This is a genomic window from Moraxella sp. K1664 (assembly GCF_039693965.1).
Lineage (GTDB): Bacteria > Pseudomonadota > Gammaproteobacteria > Pseudomonadales > Moraxellaceae > Moraxella.
Genome location: NZ_CP155576.1, coordinates 290015 through 310406, shown reverse-complemented (window position 1 = coordinate 310406; position 20392 = coordinate 290015). Strand labels below are relative to the sequence as shown.

Annotated in this window: 19 protein-coding genes; 16 read left to right on the top strand and 3 right to left on the bottom strand. The window is 45.7% G+C overall.

What is annotated here, in order from left to right; all coding sequences use genetic code 11:
- The first annotated feature begins 230 nt into the window (after window positions 1–230).
- The 9 genes from AAHK14_RS01650 (at window position 231) to AAHK14_RS01610 (ending at window position 9393) form a co-directional block, all read left to right on the top strand.
- Complete coding sequence (locus AAHK14_RS01650) at window positions 231–686, top strand: chemotaxis protein CheX (protein ID WP_062498266.1); 456 nt, start codon at window positions 231–233, stop codon at window positions 684–686.
- A gap of 295 nt (window positions 687–981) precedes the next feature.
- Entirely contained in the window at window positions 982–1791 is an 810-nt protein-coding gene (rpsB, locus tag AAHK14_RS01645) for a 30S ribosomal protein S2 (protein ID WP_065255663.1), read from the top strand.
- 151 nt (window positions 1792–1942) lie between these two features.
- The gene (gene tsf, locus AAHK14_RS01640) at window positions 1943–2821 is read left to right on the top strand and encodes a translation elongation factor Ts (protein WP_065255662.1); all 879 of its coding nucleotides are present in this window, start codon (window positions 1943–1945) and stop codon (window positions 2819–2821) included.
- 109 nt (window positions 2822–2930) lie between these two features.
- On the top strand, window positions 2931–3569 hold the full coding sequence (pyrE, locus tag AAHK14_RS01635) for an orotate phosphoribosyltransferase (RefSeq protein ID WP_065255679.1): 639 nt from the start codon (window positions 2931–2933) through the stop codon (window positions 3567–3569).
- An 8-nt stretch (window positions 3570–3577) separates the two neighbouring features.
- Window positions 3578–3817 carry a hypothetical protein gene (locus AAHK14_RS01630; protein WP_065255661.1) on the top strand — a complete coding sequence of 80 codons (240 nt, stop codon included), beginning with the start codon at window positions 3578–3580 and terminating at the stop codon, window positions 3815–3817.
- The gene (locus AAHK14_RS01625) at window positions 3814–4278 is read left to right on the top strand and encodes a type II toxin-antitoxin system VapC family toxin (protein WP_065255660.1); all 465 of its coding nucleotides are present in this window, start codon (window positions 3814–3816) and stop codon (window positions 4276–4278) included. Before AAHK14_RS01630 ends, AAHK14_RS01625 begins: the two co-directional genes overlap by 4 nt.
- A gap of 24 nt (window positions 4279–4302) precedes the next feature.
- Window positions 4303–5253, top strand: a complete 951-nt coding sequence (gene gshB, locus AAHK14_RS01620) for a glutathione synthase (protein ID WP_065255659.1) — start codon at window positions 4303–4305, stop codon at window positions 5251–5253.
- A 104-nt stretch (window positions 5254–5357) separates the two neighbouring features.
- Window positions 5358–7481 (top strand): PhoX family phosphatase, encoded by a 2124-nt coding sequence (locus AAHK14_RS01615; protein ID WP_065255658.1) that lies wholly within the window; start codon window positions 5358–5360, stop codon window positions 7479–7481.
- A 526-nt stretch (window positions 7482–8007) separates the two neighbouring features.
- Window positions 8008–9393: an APC family permease gene (locus AAHK14_RS01610; protein ID WP_065255657.1), complete on the top strand. Its 1386-nt coding sequence runs from the start codon at window positions 8008–8010 to the stop codon at window positions 9391–9393.
- 90 nt (window positions 9394–9483) lie between these two features.
- Here the strand turns inward: AAHK14_RS01610 and AAHK14_RS01605 are convergent, their stop codons facing one another.
- Both AAHK14_RS01605 and AAHK14_RS01600 read right to left on the bottom strand, forming a co-directional pair.
- Window positions 9484–10191, bottom strand: coding sequence for a ParA family protein (locus AAHK14_RS01605; RefSeq protein ID WP_065255656.1), 708 nt, complete (start codon window positions 10189–10191; stop codon window positions 9484–9486).
- 100 nt (window positions 10192–10291) lie between these two features.
- Window positions 10292–11059 (bottom strand): TetR/AcrR family transcriptional regulator, encoded by a 768-nt coding sequence (locus tag AAHK14_RS01600; RefSeq protein ID WP_065255655.1) that lies wholly within the window; start codon window positions 11057–11059, stop codon window positions 10292–10294.
- A 260-nt stretch (window positions 11060–11319) separates the two neighbouring features.
- On the opposite strand from AAHK14_RS01600, the gene AAHK14_RS01595 reads away from it, so the two are divergent.
- Complete coding sequence (locus AAHK14_RS01595; protein ID WP_065255654.1) at window positions 11320–12501, top strand: fatty acid desaturase; 1182 nt, start codon at window positions 11320–11322, stop codon at window positions 12499–12501.
- A 310-nt stretch (window positions 12502–12811) separates the two neighbouring features.
- Here AAHK14_RS01595 and AAHK14_RS01590 read toward each other — a convergent pair whose 3' ends face one another.
- Entirely contained in the window at window positions 12812–15832 is a 3021-nt protein-coding gene (locus AAHK14_RS01590; RefSeq protein WP_227514672.1) for a DNA translocase FtsK, read from the bottom strand.
- 434 nt (window positions 15833–16266) lie between these two features.
- Here AAHK14_RS01590 and murG point away from each other — a divergent pair, with 434 nt between their 5' ends.
- Genes murG through murC form a run of 6 tightly spaced genes read left to right on the top strand, consistent with a single transcriptional unit; the run spans window position 16267 to window position 20390 of the window.
- Complete coding sequence (murG, locus tag AAHK14_RS01585) at window positions 16267–17349, top strand: undecaprenyldiphospho-muramoylpentapeptide beta-N-acetylglucosaminyltransferase (RefSeq protein ID WP_065255653.1); 1083 nt, start codon at window positions 16267–16269, stop codon at window positions 17347–17349.
- Entirely contained in the window at window positions 17346–17675 is a 330-nt protein-coding gene (locus AAHK14_RS01580; RefSeq protein ID WP_065255652.1) for a type II toxin-antitoxin system RelE/ParE family toxin, read from the top strand. The genes murG and AAHK14_RS01580 overlap by 4 nt, the downstream gene beginning before the upstream one ends.
- Window positions 17668–17910 carry a hypothetical protein gene (locus tag AAHK14_RS01575; RefSeq protein ID WP_172823621.1) on the top strand — a complete coding sequence of 81 codons (243 nt, stop codon included), beginning with the start codon at window positions 17668–17670 and terminating at the stop codon, window positions 17908–17910. The genes AAHK14_RS01580 and AAHK14_RS01575 overlap by 8 nt, the downstream gene beginning before the upstream one ends.
- A 12-nt stretch (window positions 17911–17922) precedes the next feature.
- Window positions 17923–18447: a GNAT family protein gene (locus AAHK14_RS01570; RefSeq protein WP_065255650.1), complete on the top strand. Its 525-nt coding sequence runs from the start codon at window positions 17923–17925 to the stop codon at window positions 18445–18447.
- A gap of 36 nt (window positions 18448–18483) precedes the next feature.
- Window positions 18484–18891 carry a DUF3427 domain-containing protein gene (locus AAHK14_RS01565; protein WP_065255649.1) on the top strand — a complete coding sequence of 136 codons (408 nt, stop codon included), beginning with the start codon at window positions 18484–18486 and terminating at the stop codon, window positions 18889–18891.
- Window positions 18892–18938: 47 nt separating this feature from the next.
- A complete protein-coding gene (gene murC / locus AAHK14_RS01560; RefSeq protein ID WP_065255648.1) occupies window positions 18939–20390 on the top strand; it encodes a UDP-N-acetylmuramate--L-alanine ligase in 1452 nt (483 codons plus the stop codon).
- The last annotated feature ends 2 nt before the right edge of the window (window positions 20391–20392 follow it).

The following is a 20392-nucleotide window of genomic DNA, read 5'->3' as shown; positions in this document are numbered from 1 at the left end:
TGGTATTCGGCGGATAATATCCGTCGGTGATTTATAATTTTAAAAAGTTGATAAGACTTTTTGTTTGCTTTACTTGAATGTTTAAGCGTTTTTCTATTGCTTTGATATAAATAAAATATTTTATTTGTATTAGTGCCATTAAAATCAAACAGATTTTAAGCATCATTTCATTGATGAGTTGATAGATATAACCTTAAACAAGGTATGGCATGACACTTTGAGAAGTATTTATGAAAGCAGAAAAATTAAATATTTTTATCAGCTCGGTTATGGCATTTTTTGACCAAGTTGGTGAAAAACTAACCGATGTAGACACTCCATATCTAAACAGCAACGCCACACCGCTTGCCTATGATTACAGTGGTATTATCACCATCACAGGTCCTTTAACTGGCTGTGTGTACGTGAGTGCAGAGACCCCACTGCTTCGTGACCTACTTATCACGTTGGGTGAACCTGAGAACTCATTGGCACTATTAAAAGACCTCATCGGTGAGGTGGCAAATACCGTATCAGGTAATGCACGTACAGAATTTGGCTCTGATTTTATCATCTCGCCACCTAAGATTGTTGATGGGGCGCCAAGTGCAAACTTTTTGCCCAAAGATAAGCGTACTTATGTCATTCCTTTTCATTGGCACGAGCATGATGGCGTGATTGGCATCTGTGTTGGTTATAGCAACTAATTCATTGTCTTTATCATGAATCCGCCCATCAAGCAAATAACTTTTTAAAAAGTGTGTTGCAGGTGGGCGGATTTTATTGTCAGGGATACCAATCTATGCTATAATGAGTGGCTTTTTTAAGCATTTTACTTTAACTTTAATGACACACACGAATTAAAGTCCTAAATATACTTTTTGCAGGACTTGCTTTTGGCTTGTCGGGGTGTTTGTTTTATTCAAAATCTTTATAGGCTTTATAAGACAAATTCGGCAAGGCTCATTCGTGGAGGCATAACCCAAACTTTAAGGACACATCATGTCAAATCCTACTCAAATCGCCATGCGTGACTTGTTAGAAGCTGGTGCTCACTTCGGTCACCAAACCCGCTACTGGAACCCTAAGATGAACCAATACATCTTTGGTGCACGTAACGGCATTCATATCATCAATCTTGAACACACTGTTAAGCAATTCAACGAAGCCCTAACTTTTGCTAACCAACAAGCTGCTAACCGTAACAAAATTCTATTTGTTGGCACCAAGCGTGCCGCAGGTCAAGCCATCCGTGAGCAAGCACAACGTGCGGGCATGCCATATATCGACCATCGCTGGTTGGGTGGTACATTGACCAACTGGAAAACCATTCGCCAATCCATCACTCGTCTAAAAGAGTTAGAAAAGCAAGCCGAAGATGGCACCTTTGCTAAGCTAACTAAGCGTGAAGCCCTAGAGCGTACTCGTGACATGGAAAAATTAGAGCGTGCTTTGGGTGGTATCAAAGACATGAATGGTCTGCCTGATGCGATTTTTGTGATTGACGTTGATCATGAAGCCATTGCCATCAAAGAAGCCAAAAACCTAGGCATTCCTGTGATTGGCGTGGTTGATACCAACTCAAACCCTGATAACGTAGATTATGTCATCGCAGCCAATGACGATGCCATCCGTGCCGTTACTCTATATGCCACTGCCATGGCTGATGCCATCATCGCTGGTAAAGAATATGCCAAAACCCAAGGTAAGGGCGATGAGTTAGATCCTGAAAAACAAGCCAGTCGCAATAACGCTACTGCCGATGTTGAAGATAAAATCGACCAAGCAGGTCAAGTAGTAAATAACTACTGATTTGATATTGGGGTGTGTTGTGTTATTTGCACATGTCAATGATAAAGCGACATGGATTGTCAAATACTCGATACGCTCCAATTAATGACTTACTGTATGTATGGGTCATTGTATTTTAAATTCAATCATCAGCAAATAAAAGGTAAAAACCATGTCTCAAGTATCTGCAAAAACCGTAAAAGAACTCCGTGACCGTACTGGTCTTGGCATGATGGAATGTAAAAAAGCCCTAGAAGAAGCTGGCGGTGACATCGAACTTGCCATTGATAACCTACGCAAATCAGGTCAAGCCAAAGCTGCCAAAAAAGCAGGCAACATCGCCGCTGACGGTGCCATCATCATCGCCCAAACCGCTGGCAAGGCACTACTGCTAGAAGTAAACTGCCAAACTGACTTCGTTGCCAAAGACGAAAACTTTACCGCATTTGCCAACAAAGTCGCTGAACTTGCCCTAGCAAACAACACCACTGACGTGACTGCTATCTCTGCACTGTCTTATGAAGATGGCGTGAGCGTAGAAGAAGCTCGTGTTGCCCTAGTACAAAAAATCGGTGAGAACGTACAAGTTCGCCGTGCCGAAGTCATCGAAGGTGCCAACCTAGCCGCTTACCGTCACGGTCTGCGTATCGGTGTTGTGGTGTCTTATGAAGGCGGTTCTGAAGAGCTTGGCAAAGCTGTTGCCATGCAAGTTGCTGCCTTTAACCCACTGGCGGTAAACGAAGAGAGCGTGCCTGCTGACATCCTAGCTCGTGAAAAAGACATCATCGAAGCCAAAGCCAAAGAGTCGGGCAAGCCAGAAGCGGTTATCGAGAAAATGATTACTGGCGGTGTTCAAAAGTATCTAAATGAAGTGACTTTGGTAAATCAGCCATATGTCATTGACAACGACAAAAAAGTTGGCGATGTCCTAAAAGCCGAAAACGCCACTGTCATCAGCTTCAAACGCCTAGAAGTTGGCGAAGGCATTGAGAAAAAGCAAGAAGACTTCGCTGCTGAAGTTGCTGCCGCTCAAGCTGCCGCCCAAGGTTAATCACTCTTTGATGATAAAAAACGCACTATTCGGTGCGTTTTTTATTGTAAAAAATTTGGGAAATTTGTCAAAAACAGAGTACAATAGAGATTATTTATCGGAGATTTTTATGTTTAACAAAAACGAATTTATTCAGCTACTGCTTGATTATGGCGTTTTAAAATTTGGCGAATTTACCCTAAAATCAGGGCGTGTTAGTCCCTATTTTTTTAATGCAGGGCTACTGTCAAGCGGTAAGGCGTTGGATATGCTCTCAAATGGCTATGCCGATATTTTGGCAAAACAGTTGGGCGATAATCCCACGATTTTTGGGGCGGCATATAAGGGCATTCCGTTTGTGGCGACCACGGCTCAGACCTTGTGGCGTTCGCATGGCATTGATACCGCTTGGGGCTATAACCGCAAAGAAGCCAAAACGCATGGCGAAGGGGGCAACCTTGTCGGAGCGGACTTGTCGGGCAAATCGGTGTGGGTGATTGACGATGTCATGACCGCAGGGACGGCTGTGCGTGAAGTGGTTGAGATTTTAAAGGGTGCAGGAGCGAGCCTTGCAGGGATTGTCATCGCCCTTGACCGCAAAGAGCGTGGGCAGGACGAGCGTTCGGCGGTTCAGCAGATTAAAGATGATTTTGGCGTGCCTGTGTTTGCCTTGGTGGATATTGATGATATTATTGGCTTTTTGCAAGATAAAGGCGAGACTGAGCATTTGGCAAAAATGCAAGCCTACCGTGAGCAATATGGCGTATAGGGGGTGTTATGGCAGTGGTTGAGAGAACGTTTGTGATTGATGAAAGCATTGCCAAGCAGTTGGACGAACTTGTGCTTTTTGATGAGCAATCAGAGTTTGTTAGCGAAGTGCTTGCCAAACAAATTTATCAAATCAACAAGGAAAAACTGCTTAAAAAAATGCAAACGCTACGCCAATCCGCTAACGCACCTGACGGCATTTCTACCACAGATATGATTTATCAGTTGCGACAAGGTGGACAGGTGTGAAATCTCATTTTGCTGATAGTGTGGTGATTGATGCCAATGTTTTTGTCAAACTGCTACACGCTGAACACGACAGTCCGCTGGCTTTTGACCTTTTGGATTATTGCATTGCTCACGATATTTTAATCGTTGCTCCGACACTTTTTGATTATGAAGTTATCTCGGTTTGTGTGCGATTGCACATTGAGTTAAATGAGATATTGGCGTTGCTGGCGGATTATCGGGCGACCAATTTGGTGTTACAAGTGCCTGACTTTGACGACTGGCAACTGGCGACCAAAATTTGCCAAGACGGCAATACCAAAAGTGGCTATCCGTCCATGTATGACAGCATTTATCAAGCAATGGCAATCAATCGCAACATCACGTTTGTGAGTGCCGACACTCGCCACATCGCCAAAGCCAACAAGCATGGCAATGTCTGTGCGTTGACGGAGTGGCGTGGTATTTTTAAACATTTTTAACCATTTTTTAAACTGGAAAATCTAATGAAAAAACTCAACTTTCTTATCGTCATGGACGATATTGCCACCATTAACTACAAAAAAGACACCTCCCTTGCGATGATGTGGGCGATAGCCGAGCGTGGGCATGGCTTGGCGTATTGTGGCATTCATGATTTGTGGCTTGACAAGGGCGAGCTGTGTGTGGATAAGCAGGACGTGGAAGTCTTTAAAAATCCTGATGATTTTTATCAACTTAGCCAAAAAACAACCGTCAAAGCCACAGAATTTGACGTGATTTTGATGCGTAAAGACCCGCCTTTTGACATGAATTTTTTATACGCTCTGCACCTGTTGGAATACGCCAAGCGTGCAGGCGTGTTGGTGGCAAATGACCCAAGTTCGGTGCGTGCGTGCAACGAAAAGCTCTTTGCCACGCAGTTTAGCGAGCTGATGAGTCCGACCATTGTTACTGCTAGGCAGTTGCATATTCGCTCATTTATTGACGAGCATAAAGACGTGATTGTCAAACCGCTTGACGGCATGGGCGGTATGGGGATTTTTCGTTTGACGGCAGACAGCCCAAATATCGGTTCAACGTTGGAGATGCTCACCCAACTGGGAACCTTGCCAATCATGGCTCAAAAATACCTGCCTGAGATTAAAGACGGCGATAAGCGAGTGCTGATAGTCGGTGGTAAGGTTGTGCCGTTCTGCTTGGCTCGTATTCCACAAGGGGGCGAGACTCGGGGCAATCTGGCGGCGGGCGGTCGTGGTGTTGCCATGCCACTGACAGACGCCGAACGAGCCGTTGCCGAAAAAGTCGCCCCCGTGTTGGTGGAAAAAGGCTTGTATTTTGTGGGGCTTGACCTAATAGGAGCAAAAATTACCGAGATTAACGTAACATCGCCAACGTGCGTGCGTGAGATTGATGAGCAATGTGGCACGACCATTGCGGTGGATTTTATTGAATTTATTGAAAATTTGGTAAAATAAGCGGAGTAAGGCGGTTTGTCCGCCTTATTTTTTGGTAAATTTTCACAAAACCGTCATAAAAACCCCTTATCCTATGCGTACTTTGATAACCTTTGGAGTACGCCATGCCATTGCACAGCAATACCGACCTAGACCACGATGACGAAATCATTGAAGACTCAAATCCCACCGACAATCCTGAATTTGCCAATATGCTCATCAAAAGACGCTCTATTTTAAAGGGTGGGGCGGGGCTGATGACCGCAAGTTTCTTTGGCTCATTGCCCCTTATGGGCTGTGCTACAGGGGCAGGGACAAAATTGGCAACTAGTGGGACGGGCAAATCCCTAACACGTCCAACCGCCTTAAAATTCACCGCCGTACCCCACTACACAGGGGGCAACATGATTGTGGCGGACGGCTATCATGCCGAGCTGATTTTGCCCATGGGAACGCCCATTGTGAGCGGGCTTGGCGAGTGGACGGACGACCGCATGGTGGTGGGCAAATCTTTTAAATACCGCATGGGCGACAACCATGACGGAATGTGGTTTTTTGGCTTAAAAAATGGCAGTTACGCCCCCGATGTGTCCGAGCGTGGACTGCTTGCCATGAACCACGAATACACCAATTCAAACCTAAATCCCATTGAAAATTACTCCAACCAAGACGACACCGCCCCCAAGATTTTTCAAAAAAGACGACTTGCCAATGACGTTCGCCGTGAGATTCACGCTCATGGCGTGTCGGTGGTGGAAATCAAACGCACGCCCACAGGCTATGAGCTCATCAAGGATTCACCCTTTAACAAACGCTACACCAGTGGCACGCCAACCCGACTGTCGGGCGTGGCAAAGGGCAGTGAATTTGTCAAAACACGCCTTGACCCACAAGGCTTATCAAGCGTGGGTATCAACAACCAATGTGGGGCGGGGCTTTCGCCTTGGGGGACGTATTTGACGACCGAAGAGAATTTTTTGAACGTGTTCGCTCGTGGGGCGGATAAGGGTATCATCGGCGACAAAAACGACAAACGCCTTGCCCGATATGGCTTAAAAGAAGACACGATAGGCGACCCTGCGTACAGTTGGCACACGCCAAAAGACGGGCAGGCAGGCGAGTTTGACCATTGGGATATCACCGCCAAGGCAGGCAAAACCGCCACGGACGATTATCGCCACACCTTTAACACTTTTGGCTATATTACCGAGATTGACCCCTTTAATCCAAAAGCCAAAGCAGTCAAACGCACAAGTTTGGGGCGGTTTGCTCATGAAAACTGTGCCTTTGCCCCACCAAACGAAGGCGAACCGCTTGTGTTTTATATGGGCGATGACGCTCGGGGCGAGTACATTTATAAATTTGTCTCCGATGCCAAATGGACAAATGCCGATGTGGGCGGTGGGCTTGCGGTGGGCGATAAATATCTGGATAAAGGCACGCTGTTTGTGGCGGTGTTTCACGATGACGGCACGGGGCAGTGGCGTGAGCTGTCTAAGAAAAATCCCATGCTTGCCGACTTTGAGAGCGATGCCGAGATTGCTGTGTTTGCTCGTATGGCAGGCGATAGGGTGGGGGCGACCAAAATGGACAGACCTGAATGGGTGTCGGTAAGTCCCATAACTCGTGAGATTTATGTAACTTTGACCAACAATTCTAAGCGTAAAGAAGAAGACGTGAACGGAGCCAACCCCAGAAGCTATGACGGCAAGGGCAATCAGCACGGGCATATCATTCGCTTTGCCGAGACGGCAGGGGGCGTGGGCGATAAGTTTGTCTGGGACATTTATCTGTTTGCGTCCCCGCATGACAAACACGAGCAAAACCTATCAGGCTTGACCGCCGAGAATGACCTATCATCCCCTGACGGGCTGTTTTTTGACCCCCGTGGCGTGCTGTGGATTCAGACCGATGACGGAGCGTACACCAAAACGACCAACTGTATGCTACTGGCAAGTCTGCCCAACCACATTGGAGACGGGGCAACTCTTTCCACAACCACAGGTAAAACCACCCACATGGGGGCAAAAGCCACGCCCGACACGCTAAAACGCTTTTTTGTCGGGCCAAAAGGGTGCGAAGTAACAGGCATTACCATGACTCCTGATTGCAAGGCGTTGTTTATCAACATTCAGCACCCCGAAGGCACGTTTGGGGCGGTGGCAGGGGGCAAAACCCCACGTTCTGGCACGGTGGTGATTACCAAAAAAGACGGTGGCGTGATTTTGGCGGAGTCGTTGGACGGGTAGGGTGTTTAACATAAACAAAAAAGGGGGTGTTTTTGCATTCCCTTTTTGGCAATGGGTAATTTTTCCAATTTTCCAATTTTCCAATTTTCCAATCCGCCCAATCCGCCCAATTTTTCAAATGTATTATAAAATGTCCAAGTCAGGCTGCTTTAACCTTTCATATGTTTTTGAATAATCTTGATGAAGAATAAAGCCTTATTTTTTATTGGGATTTTTTTGATTAAAAACTCATCAATGTTACAAAAATCTTGTTAAATATGGCTGGATTTTTAAAAAATTGATTGGCATGGGTCAATTTTTGGGGTAAAATTAGCCGTTTTTTTACGTCTGTAAAAATTTGTAAAGAGATTGCCATTTCGGTCAATCAGTTTTTTAACTCGGAGTTGATAGCTTAATCAAATCTCAAACACGCCCGCTAACAGATTTTATCTGCCAAAAGTACGTTTGATAACAGTATTAGCACCCCCAACGCCTTTTCTCTGTTTTGCGTTTACGGTTTTACGCACGCTTTTTGGAGGACTCTACGTTGAGTACACCTGTTACTACCCAAGCTGCAAAATTGCGGCGAAATCTTGGTCTATGGCACGTCATCATCATTGGTTTGGCTTATATTCAGCCGATGACTTTGCTTGATACTTTTGGTATGGTCTCCCGTGATAGTGGTGGACACGTGCCGATGTCTTATCTTTTTGCACTATTCGCCATTTTGCTCACGTCAATCAGCTATGGGCATATGATTCGTGCCTATCCGTCATCAGGTTCAGCTTACACTTATACACAAAGAGCGATTAACCCGTCTATGGGCTTTATGGTCGGCTGGTCAAGCTGGCTGGATTATCTGCTCTCGCCGATGGTAAACATTATCCTTGCCGTGCTGTATCTTGAAGCCCTATTCCCTGCGGTGAACCACTGGGTGTGGGTGATTGGTCTGACGGGGCTGATGACTCTGGTTAATATCTTTGGTTCAAAAACCGTTGCCTACTTTAACAGTTGGATTGTGGCGGTGCAACTGCTTGTGATTGCCGTCTTTACCTATCTGATTTATAGCAAATTGCAAATGGCACAATACGCCGCCAACACCAACCCAGAAGACATCTATGAGCTGTGGAGCTTAAAGCCGTTTTGGAGTGAGATGACTTCGGTGGGAGCTTTGATTACAGGTGCGACCATTTTGTGTTTCTCGTTTACAGGTTTTGACTCGATTTCTAGCCTTGCCGAAGAGACCAAAGACGTCAAAAATACCCTGCCAAAAGCGATGATTTTGACTACCCTAATCGCAGGTGCGGTGTTTGTTGTTAGTGCTTACTTCATGCAAACTTATTTGCCAAGTAACCCTGAGCTGTACTTTGAGGCGGTGGACGAAACCCAAGCCGAAATCCTGCTATTGGTGGGCGGTTCAGCGTTCCAAGCGATTGTGTTAGGCTTTGCTATTGTAACGGTGATGGCGTCTGGTATCTCGGCTCACGCTGGTGTGTCTCGTCTTATGTATGTGATGGGTCGTGATGGCGTGATTAGCAACAAAATCTTCGGTCAGCTAAGCCCCAAATTCTTGACCCCTGTCAATAACATTCTGATTGCTGGCGGTGTGGCTTTGACCGCAGGCTTTATTAGTTTGGAGACGGTGGTAAACCTAATCAGCTTTGGTGCATTGACGGCATTTAGCTTTGTAAACCTATCGGTCATTTTCCGCTATGCGGTGCGTGATAAGATGGTTAATACACCCAAACAAATCATCAGCTATGTCGTGGTGCCTGTGATTGGCTTTATCAGTATTTTCTTGATGTGGCTAGAAGTGGACAGCACAACCTTTGGTGTGGGTCTGTTCTGGGCGTTCTTGGGCTTTATCTGGCTTGGTATCAAGACAGGTGGCTTCAAAAAACCTGTACCACAGTACAAAGAAGAAGATGTATAATTCTTTGGTTAATTATAAAAATCCCGTCTTATGGCGGGATTTTTTTGTGGGATAAATTCAAATAACCAATATTAAAAAGGGCAAATAAACCTAAAACCAACTGCCGTCCGTACTCATGTCTGCACATTTGCCGTTGTCTGAGAGCTTATTTTTGATGAGTGCTAATATCGGTTGCCATTGTCCTTTGGCGTCTTGGTAGGGCTTTTGTGTTTTGTCAAAGATGGTCAGGGCGTCATCAGCAAGCTGAGTGTAGGCACTTTTCTCACTGATATAAGCCAAAGGGCGTTGCCCTATCTCATCAAATATCGCCAACAGTTTGTCGCTTGGTATGCCCCCATCCATGAGCTGTGGACGTATGCGGTTGGCGATGAGATGAACATCCACTTTGCCTTTTCTGATTCGCTTGATGTCGGCGATATTTTTTAAAAATCGCTTGGTACTGTCTATGTCAAAAAAGGACGGCAACACTGGCACAAACATTAAATCACACTCGCCAATAAGCCGTTCGGCACGCTCGCCTGCCACTGCCCCTGGGGCGTCGATGATGAGAACATCGGGCTTAGCTTTGTTTATCTTTTTGGGCAAATCGCCAATGTCGTCACTGTCTCGCCAGTCAATGCCCATAATGGGCGTGACATCATCGGGGCGATATTTTAAAAAACGCAAGGCAGATTTTTGGGGGTCAGCGTCTGCAATGGCGACCCGATAGCCTTCATGAGCCAAGGCGACAGCAAGGGTCAGACTGATTGATGTCTTGCCACAGCCCCCTTTTTGGTTGGCGGTGAGAATGGTGAGCATGCATTAATCCTTAATTGTCGTGTGGTTATTGGTGATGAATGATTGTACCGAAAATTAGGGGTAAATGCAATGCAATAATAAGGTAATAAATCCAATGACATCACACCAAAGGCGGTGTCAATGGCTTAATCAGCTTGGGGGTAATGGCAGGGGTTTGCTCATCGCTAGCGGGAGCGATGTCCGTCTCGTCATCTGTCTGTGGCAATGACTTGACCGCAATGTCTTGGTTGGTGTCTTTGTCGGTATTTTTGACAGCATCTTTGGTAATGTCTTGGGCGTAAAGTTTTGGTAAGTCCAGCATTTGCACAACAAAGGCATATTTTAAGGTGTCTCTGTCGCCCAGATAACGCTGATAAAAGCTGGAATTTAACAGCCCTGCCCCACCTTGCCCCAATGCCCAAATACTTGCCAAAAAATCTCGGGTCGCCATGGTGCTGTTCTGTTCGGACAGATACCGCTCGGCAATCTCATAAATGCGTTTCATGCGTTCACGGCGAATCTTATACAACTCACCGAACAGGCGGTTTAGCCCTGACGCGGTCGATGACAATTTGTCTTCTAGGTGGTGAAACATCATCGCTCGCTGTGGACGCAAAAGCAGTTGTAACACCATACGAGCCACGCCCGCCCCCGCCCCATCATCAATGGCGTTCATCTCATACAGGCGTTTTTCGTACTCTATGAGCAGTCGTAACAGTAGCTCATCCTTACTCACAAAATGCTTGTACAACGTCCCCTTTGCCAAATCCAAATGGCGTGCCAAACTGTCCAAGGTCAAATCATAATCGCCTGATTCTAATAACAACTGTTCAGCAGTCGCCAAAATCTGCCGTTCTCGGTGCTCAAACTGTTCTTTACGACTGCTCATGTCTTTATTCCCTGAGTGGGCAAAAAATGTAAAATCTTCTCAATTATAACAAAATTTTAAACATTGTGAAATATTTTAAAACCATCCATCCTGCCACACACCATTCATTCCCAAAATTTTGATAAAAAATTATTAAAAAACAATCACTTCTTATTGATTAACAAATGTTCATTTTTAATAAATTTTTGTGCATGGGCGTTCACATTCTTAACAAATTCATGTATAATAGTACACCAAAACAGGCAACACAGGAAAACACCATGACTGCCAAACACAACCCTCAAGATTTTGAAAATCCCCCCATTAACTGGGTGCCTGCTGTTTTTCTCATCAGCACGCCCTTGCTCGCCTTGATTTTGGTGCCGTGGTATCTGTGGACGCACGACACCAGTCCTGCTCTGTGGATTGCCTTTTCGTTGTTTATGGCGTGGACGGGACTGTCCATCACCGCAGGCTATCATCGCTTATTTGCCCATAAATCCTATGAAGCTCACCCTGTTGTCAAGTATTTTTTGCTCATCGGGGCGACCTTGGCGGTACAAAGCTCTGCCTTTGACTGGTGTTCAGGACACCGTGTCCATCACCGCCATGTCGATGATGAATATGACGACCCCTACTCGGCACGTCGTGGTTTTTGGTTTAGTCACATGCAGTGGATGTTAAAAAAATACCCGAGCGGTCAATACGACTATAAAAACATCCCCGACCTAAAAAAAGATAAGGTACTGGTACACCAACATGAGCATTATGGACTGTGGGTGCTACTGACCAATGTTATCATCCTAAGTGCTGTCGGGCTTATCATTGGCGATATGCTCGGGGCGTTTATCATCGTGGGACTACTGCGTATGGTGCTGACTCATCATTTTACCTTTTTTATCAACTCGTTGTGCCACATGTTCGGCACACGCCCTTATACCGATGAAAACACCGCCCGTGACAACCCGATTTTGGCGATTTTTACTTGGGGCGAAGGCTATCACAACTACCATCATTATTTCCAATACGACTATCGTAACGGGGTCAAATGGTGGCAATACGACCCAACCAAATGGCTCATCGCAGGCTTATCCAAAATCGGTCTTGCCAAAGAGCTAAAAACGGTCGATGACCTAACCATCAAGCACGCCGAAGTCACCATGCAGTTTAAACGTGCCGAAGCTCGCATTGCAGGTGGGGATTTGTCATTAGATGATAAGCTCATGATGTTTAAAGATAAAATCACTGCCGAATACGACGCCTTTACCAATACCGTGGAAGAATGGCACGCCCTAAAAGCCAAATCCATGGAGCTAAAACGCACCGAATTTGCCAACCGCTTGCATGAAGTTGATGAATACCTAAAAGAACAGTTCGCCCAAGTAGAACAAAAAATCCGTGACCACAGCGAACGTGTAGAGCAAGCCTTTATGCAATTAAAAGGTAAAGCTGTTAAGGGCTAATTAGGCAGATTAATCCATTAAGAGAGTAAATTTAGGTTTACTCTCTTTTTAAGTGTCTGGATTAGCAATGAGAGCAGGGACGCACCCTAAATGATTATTTGTTATCACTTAAAATAAGGGTATAATATCAAAAGCCCCATTGTGCCGATGCTGCGATAGCTCTTGTTGGGTTATCTCTCATCATTTTTGGAATGGGGCTGGTGTCAGCTACCTAGTGCTACGTAATTGGTGAAAGCTACCGTAAGTGCTATTAAAAGAGCCTATGTCTAGGCTCTTTTTTGTATGACAATCAAGGCAGATTGTCATCTTATCACATCAAAATCTGCCGTTTACCACCATTATCCATTGGGCTGACCAATCCTGCCTCTTCCATCATGTCCACGATACGAGCAGCACGGTTGTAGCCAATGCCCAGCTTACGCTGAATACTGGATATGGAGACTTTACGGCTTTCCATAACAAAAGTCACCGCTTGATGATAATATTCATCATCACCGCCCTTACCCAGTCCATCACCCGACCCTTCGCCTTCAAAGGTGTAGCTGTTTGACAGGTCAATATAGTCAGGACTGCCACGCTCACGCCACGCATCGCAGACACGGTTAACCTCATCATCATCAACATATGCCCCATGTACACGGCGTGGAGTGTTCTCGCCTGGCCCGATGAACATCATGTCGCCATTGCCCAGCATGTTCTCAGCCCCACCTTCTTCGATGATGGTACGACTGTCCACTTTTGAGTTCACTCGTAGGGCGACACGGGACGGGATATTCGCCTTAATCAGACCTGTGACGACATTCACCGTCGGACGCTGAGTGGCAAGCACCAGATGAATGCCAGCGGCGCGAGCCTTTTGGGCAAGGCGAACAATCGGCTCTTCGGCAGTTTTGCCCAGTTGCATAATCATATCGGCAAATTCATCCGCCACGATGACGATGAGTGGCAAAGACTTGAGCTTGGGGGCGGTCTTGATGCTGACATTTTCGTCCGCTCGCCATAGCGGGTCAAATATCGGCTCGCCTGACATCTCAGCTTGTACCACTTTTTTGTTAAACTCCGAGATTTTACGCACACGCAGTAAGCTCATGAGCTGATAACGCCGTTCCATCTCGCTCACACACCACGTCAGAGCAGCGGTCGCCTCAGTCATGTCGGTAATCACAGGGGTAAGCAGGTGTGGTATGTCACCATAGTTGGCAAGTTCTAGCTGTTTGGGGTCAATCATGACCAGTTTTAGCTCATCAGGGGTGTATTTAAAGAGCATGGAGAGTAAGATGGAGTTTACAAAAACTGACTTGCCCGAGCCTGTCGTACCCGCCACGAGCATGTGTGGGGCTTTGGCAAGGTCGGCAATGACCACCTTACCGCCGATATCTTTGCCGATGGCGACACCGATTTGCTTGTCAGGGTTTTTATAATCAGGCGTATCTAGCAGTTCGATGAGTCGCACCATCTCCCGCTTTTTGTTGGGCACTTCAATGCCGATATAAGGCTTGCCTGGTATGACTTCGACCACACGCAGGCTCGCCATAGAAAGCGACCGTGCCAAATCCTGTGCCGCTCCTGTGACTCGGCTTGCTTTAATCCCTGCCGCCAGTTCCACTTCAAAGCGAGTTACCACGGGTCCGACCATGGCACTGACCACACTTGCTTTGATGTTAAACTCTCTTAATTTAATCTCCAAAAGCTCAGATAACTGTTGTAGCTCTCGCTCGGTATAGCTGGGCTGCTTATTTGCATCGGGTTTGTCTAGAATGGACAGCTCAGGGATGGGCGATAGGCTCATGCGATGGGTGAGCGTGTCCATCGCTCGTGAGCGTGGCGGAGCTGACGTGTCCACGTCTTTGTCCGTGCTTATGTCCGTGTCCTTAGTGCCTTTAAAATGTGCCTGTTTTGGGGTCTGTGCCACAGGCAAGGGTCTTTTGGGGGTAAAGTTATCAGGGTGTAGCGGGGGAGTTGTGTCGTCTGTTGTATGCCTTGATGTTACATGCTCTGTCTTGTCATTCAAGCCGTCTTCGCTTTTGGCATTTGCTTTATCATCCTTGTTGTTTTCGTTATCATCAAGGGACTTGTCATTGGTGCCCCCCAAGCCCAGTAGGCTCTCGGACAAATCCGCCCAATCATCAGCGAACACGTCATCACGGCTGATGTGTTTGGTTTGATTGGTTTGGCTATTTTGATAAACAAAATCAATCTCATCTTCATCGTCAAGTGCCACATCAAAATCTGTCACATCGCCGTGATGGGTCTTGTTGGTGTTACCACTTTCAGTTGGTTTGACTGATGGTGGTTGTGATGGAAGTGTATCAAACGTGCTGGTGTTGTCAGCCGTGTTGATGATGGTGAGTTTACTTTTGGGTGGGGTCTTAGTAATATCATCAGAATCATGATTTAAGATGTCAATGAGTTCATCGTCATTCATGGATTCTAACGGCTTTGTATGATTTTTGTAAAAATCATCCGATGGCTGACTGCTTGGCTGATTAACATCTAGCGTAAGATTGTCCACTTTTAGCACCACTTCATCAGCATGAATCTCCACACGACTTGCTTGCGGTTCTTGGTCTTGTTTGTCCTGTTGGATGTTTGCCAATATCTCATCACGCAATCCTGATGTCTGTAAAAACTCTGATAAGTTATCATTGGGTAGGTGAGTGGACGTGTGTGCAGGCGTGTCATTTTCTATGACTTCAAAGAGTGCATCATTGTCCCCAGATGGCTCGGTGGGCTTGGTGTGAGTGGGGGACTTATTGTTGTCCAGCCAATTCATGAAATAACCAAATAGCAACGCAGGACGCACTTCAAAGACCAACGTCATTACGATGGCGGTGATGATAAGTAAAAATAGGACGCTGACGATGTTGCCAAATTGAAACACCAAGCCTTGATACAACTCAAAACCGACCACACCCCCCGTCGTCAGCCCAGCGTTATGCTCACCTACCACCCCGTAGCTTGCCAGCAATCCACTGATACAAACAAGCAAAAAGCCATACGCAAGCACCCGAAGTTGCCACATGACCTGCGACTGTCGCCACCACAAAAGTGCCAGTTCGTAGACCATGACCGGCACCAGCCACCATGCTCCATGACCAAAAAACACATGTAAAATATCCGCGACCCAAGCCCCAAGACGACCACCGACGTTGGTGATTTGCTCTCGTGTGCCGACATGCGACCATGCGGGGTCTAGGGTGTTGTACGATAACAAAGACAAAAACAAAAACCCAAGTACCATCGTGCCAAACACGCTAAAAAACAGACGTTTGATGATGGGCATTTGGCTGATGAACTCGGCGATTTTTTGATTTTGTAGTATTTTTTTCATGATTGGGTTTAGAGCTAGGATGGCTTGGATTTTAAGCCGTCTATTATATCGGATAATGGCAGGGTTTATCAAAATTTTTTATGATGGTTTGTGATGGATAAAAATAGAGCGTGTGATTTTGGTGGTGTGATAAGTGTTTTGTTATGATAATGCATTTATGATTTGTATTTTAAATAACAATCTGTAAAATTAATGCATTAGTTAGGGCGTGCCTGCCTTTGGTGTTTGTAATGGAAAATGAGAAAAATCTCCTGTTTTTCATGCAAAAAACATCATTTTATTTCCATAATATGTCTAAATTTTAAGTTGTGTTATAAAGGTTCAACATGCCCTATTAGATAGTAGAAAAATTCCCCCACCCACTCATTTTCCCCTTGTAATTTCCCCCATTTTGTTACAAAATAGGGGGTTGAATTTTAAATTAGAGAATAACGATGAATGTATTGATTATGGCGGCAGGTACAGGCGGACACGTTTTTCCTGCGTTGGCGGTGGCGGACGAGCTGACAACTCGTGGGGCGGTGGTGCATTGGCTTGGCACGCCAAATGGCATGGAAAACGAGCTTGTCGCCAAACACGGCTACACCATGCACCATATTGATATGCAGGGGCTTCGGGGTAAGGGATTGGCTCGGGCGATTAAGCTCCCTTTTATGCTATTTAAAGCGGTCATGGCAAGCAAAAACATCATCAAAAACAACAACATAGATGTGGTTATCGGCTTTGGCGGGTATGTTACTGTACCGGGGGGATTGGCGAGCAAATTATCAGGCAAACCGCTCATCATTCACGAGCAAAACGCCATTGCAGGCATGAGTAACAAGACCCTAGCTCCCCATTCGGCAAAAGTGCTACAAGCCTTTGACGGGGCATTTAGTGGCATGGGCGACAGGCTCATCACGGTGGGCAACCCTGTACGCAATGCGATTATCAATACCACACCGCCAAGCGAGCGTTATGACGTGGCGGACACATCGCCTTTAAAGGTGCTGGTGGTGGGCGGTTCGCTTGGGGCGAAAGCCATTAACGAAGCGGTGGTGGAACTCTTAAAACTGTCGGACAAGCCCCTAACCGTACGACACCAATGCGGTAAGGACAACCACAACGCCATGTTGGTTGCTTATTCGCAAGCAGGGATTGACACGAGCCGTCATGTGTTTGAAGTCATGCCGTTTATTGATGACATGGCACAGGCGTACAGTTGGGCGGACGTGATTATTTGTCGGGCAGGGGCTTTGACGGTAACGGAGATTGCCAGTGTGGGTGTTGCTCCGATTTTTATTCCGCTACCGCACGCTGTGGACGACCACCAAACCGCCAATGCCAAGAGCCTAACCGAGCATGGGGCAGGGATTTTGTTGCCCCAAAACGAGCTGTCGGGCGAAAAACTTGCCGAGATTCTAGGCAATCTTGACCGCCAAAAATGCCTAGATATGGCAAATAACGCCCGAGCCTTTGCTAAAACAGATACGACCATACAAGTGGCGGATATTGTGGAGCGTGCGGTTAAGGCATGAGTGATACCCCATTAACTCCTTATCAGGTTGTTAGTACGCCTGTATTTGACCGTTGGTTAAGCAAATTACGCAACAGACGTGTAAAAATGCAAATTGCTGAACGTCTTTTTCGTATTGAAAATGAAGGATTTTTTGGCGACATTAATTCAGTCGGTGGTGGTGTTCATGAATTAAGATTTCATGACGGGGCAGGTTATCGTGTGTATTATGTTATTCGTGGCAACGTGGTAGTTATTTTGCTGTGTGGTGGCGATAAAGATAGCCAGCAAGATGATATTAAAAAAGCCAAATTGTTATCATCGGAGATTGACAATGAAAGTGAGTGAATTAAAAAAATTTGACCCAGTTGATTATATGCAAAGCCATGAAGATATTGAATTATTTCTTGAAATGGCAATGACAAATGGCGGTGGCGTAGAGCATATCAAACAAGCCTTTTTGGTGGCTGAAAAAGCCCGTGCCAAATTGGATAAAGAAAATAATGAGATAAGTTTGAACGATTTAATCGCCAGTGCCATTGCCAAAGTAATGACCAATCAAAAAAGTGTTCAGTTTGGTTAATTGGACATTAAAATGTTTTACCATAAAATCAACGACACATTAAGCCTAACCTTGGTGCATTCATCATTTGCCAATCAAATGAATGATATTGTCAATGCTCAAAAAGATTATTTGGGTAAATGGCTCCCGTGGGCGAATAATTTTAGCGAAAATAGCTATCGTGAATTTGTCAAATTTGCCTTACACCAATATGCCGATGATAAAGCCATTCATACTCATATTATTTATGATGATAAAATCATCGGGGCGGTGAGTTTAAATAACATTTATCATCATCTAAAAAAGGCGGAAATTGGCTATTGGCTACACCAAGAGTATCAAGGGCGTGGTATTATGACCCTTGCCGTGCGTGCGATTATGGACATTGCCAAACATACCTATGGCATGGACGTGGTGGACATTAAGGCAGGCGAGCATAATACCCCAAGCCGACAAGTTGCCGAGCGATTAGGATTTGAGTTTTGTGGTATCATTGCCAATAATGAAAACGTCAATGGTGAGATTATTAACCATGCGGTTTATATGTATCGGTTTTGATTGGTATCTACGTTATTTGTATAAATGGATTAAAAAATGACTGCTAATTTTCAATTAAATAAAAAATACAAAAGAAGTGATGTTTTGGATTTGATTGGCGTGCCAAAAGATGAAAATGGTCATCGGGGCGGGGTTTATACAACTGGATATTTTAAGTTTGAAAATGCCTATTATCTATTTGTAAATATTGGCATAGAAGGCAGAACGGGTCATGACTATGATAATAAGTTTTTATCTGATGATGAAATATACTGGTTTGCAAAAAGCAATGCCAAAATGGGACAATCTCAAATACAAGAATTGTTAAACCCAAAAACATCAATCAATCTATTTTATCGTGAAGCCAACAGAGATGATTTTACTTATTTTGGTAAAGTTAAAGCAATATCTTATCAGGACATGAAACCAGTTCAAATTACTTGGCGTATTGTTGATGATATTTAAAAAAATCATTTATTCAACCCATTTAACACCTAAAAAGAGAAAAAGTTATGCCAAATTCAACCAACGTCAAAACCCTGCCCAAACAACTCATTGAAATCCCAGAAATGAGACGGATTAACACCGTGCATTTTGTTGGTATCGGTGGGGCAGGTATGTGCGGTATTGCCGAAGTGCTTGCCAACCAAGGCTATACGGTTACAGGCTCGGACATTAAAGAAAGCGTGGTTACCAAGCGTTTAGAGAGCCTAGGCATTACGGTGTTTATCGGGCATGATTCATCCAATATCAAAAATGCTGACGTGCTGGTGGTGTCGTCCGCCATTGATAAAACCAACCCCGAGATTCAAACCGCTCTGCAAGCCCGACTGCCCGTGGTTCGCCGTGCCGATATGTTGGGCGAACTTATGCGATACCGCCATAGCATTGCGGTGGCAGGGGCTCACGGCAAAACCACGACCACAAGTCTGCTTACCATGATGCTGACCGAAGCGGGGCTTGACCCGACTTATGTGATTGGCGGTAAATTGAATGCGTCTGGCAAAAATGCGTCTTTGGGCAGTAGCCGATACCTTGTGGCGGAAGCGGACGAGTCTGATGCGTCATTTTTGAGTTTGCGTCCTATGGCGAGCATTGTTACCAACATTGACGAAGACCACATGGATACTTATGGCGGTAGTTTTGACAAGCTAAAACAAGCCTACATTCAGTTTTTGCATAATATGCCGTTTTATGGATTGGCGGTGGTGTGTGGCGATGACGATGAGCTATACGGCATGATTGATGACATTGCTCGCCCTGTGCTGACCTTTGGCTTTAAAGAGCATAATGACGTGCAAGCGGTGGACGTGGTGGTGGACGGTACTCGCACGCATTTTACCGTGCTACGCAAAGACCGTGAACCGCTTCGCTTGACCTTAAATATCCCCGGTGAGCATAATGTGCTAAATGCCTTGGGGGCGATTACGCTAGCCACCGATGAAGGCGTGGACGATGAGGCGATTGTGCGTGCGGTGGGTAAATTTGCAGGCGTGGGCAGACGCTTTGAACAGCAAGCGGACGTAAGCCATGACGGGGGAAATATCCTGCTCGTTGATGACTACGGTCATCACCCTGCCGAAGTGCAAGCGACCATTAAGGCGGCACGCCAAAGCTACCCTGACCGCCGTTTGGTGATGATGTTTCAGCCACACCGTTACAGCCGTACACGGGACTGCTTTAGTGAGTTTGTCAATGTGTTATCGCAGGTGGATAAGCTGATTTTACTTGATGTGTACAGTGCTGGCGAAGAGCCGATTAAGGGGGCGAGTAGCAACGATTTGGCTCGTTCACTGCGTGAGCGTGGGCAGGTTGAGCCGATTGTGCTAAGTGTCAATGACAAAGAACAAATCGCCCAAGTGCTAAAAGTTACCCTACACGCCAATGACCTACTTATCACGCAAGGGGCGGGTAATGTGGGGCAGATTTGTTTGGAACTGAGAGATAATAATTTATATTTATAGGG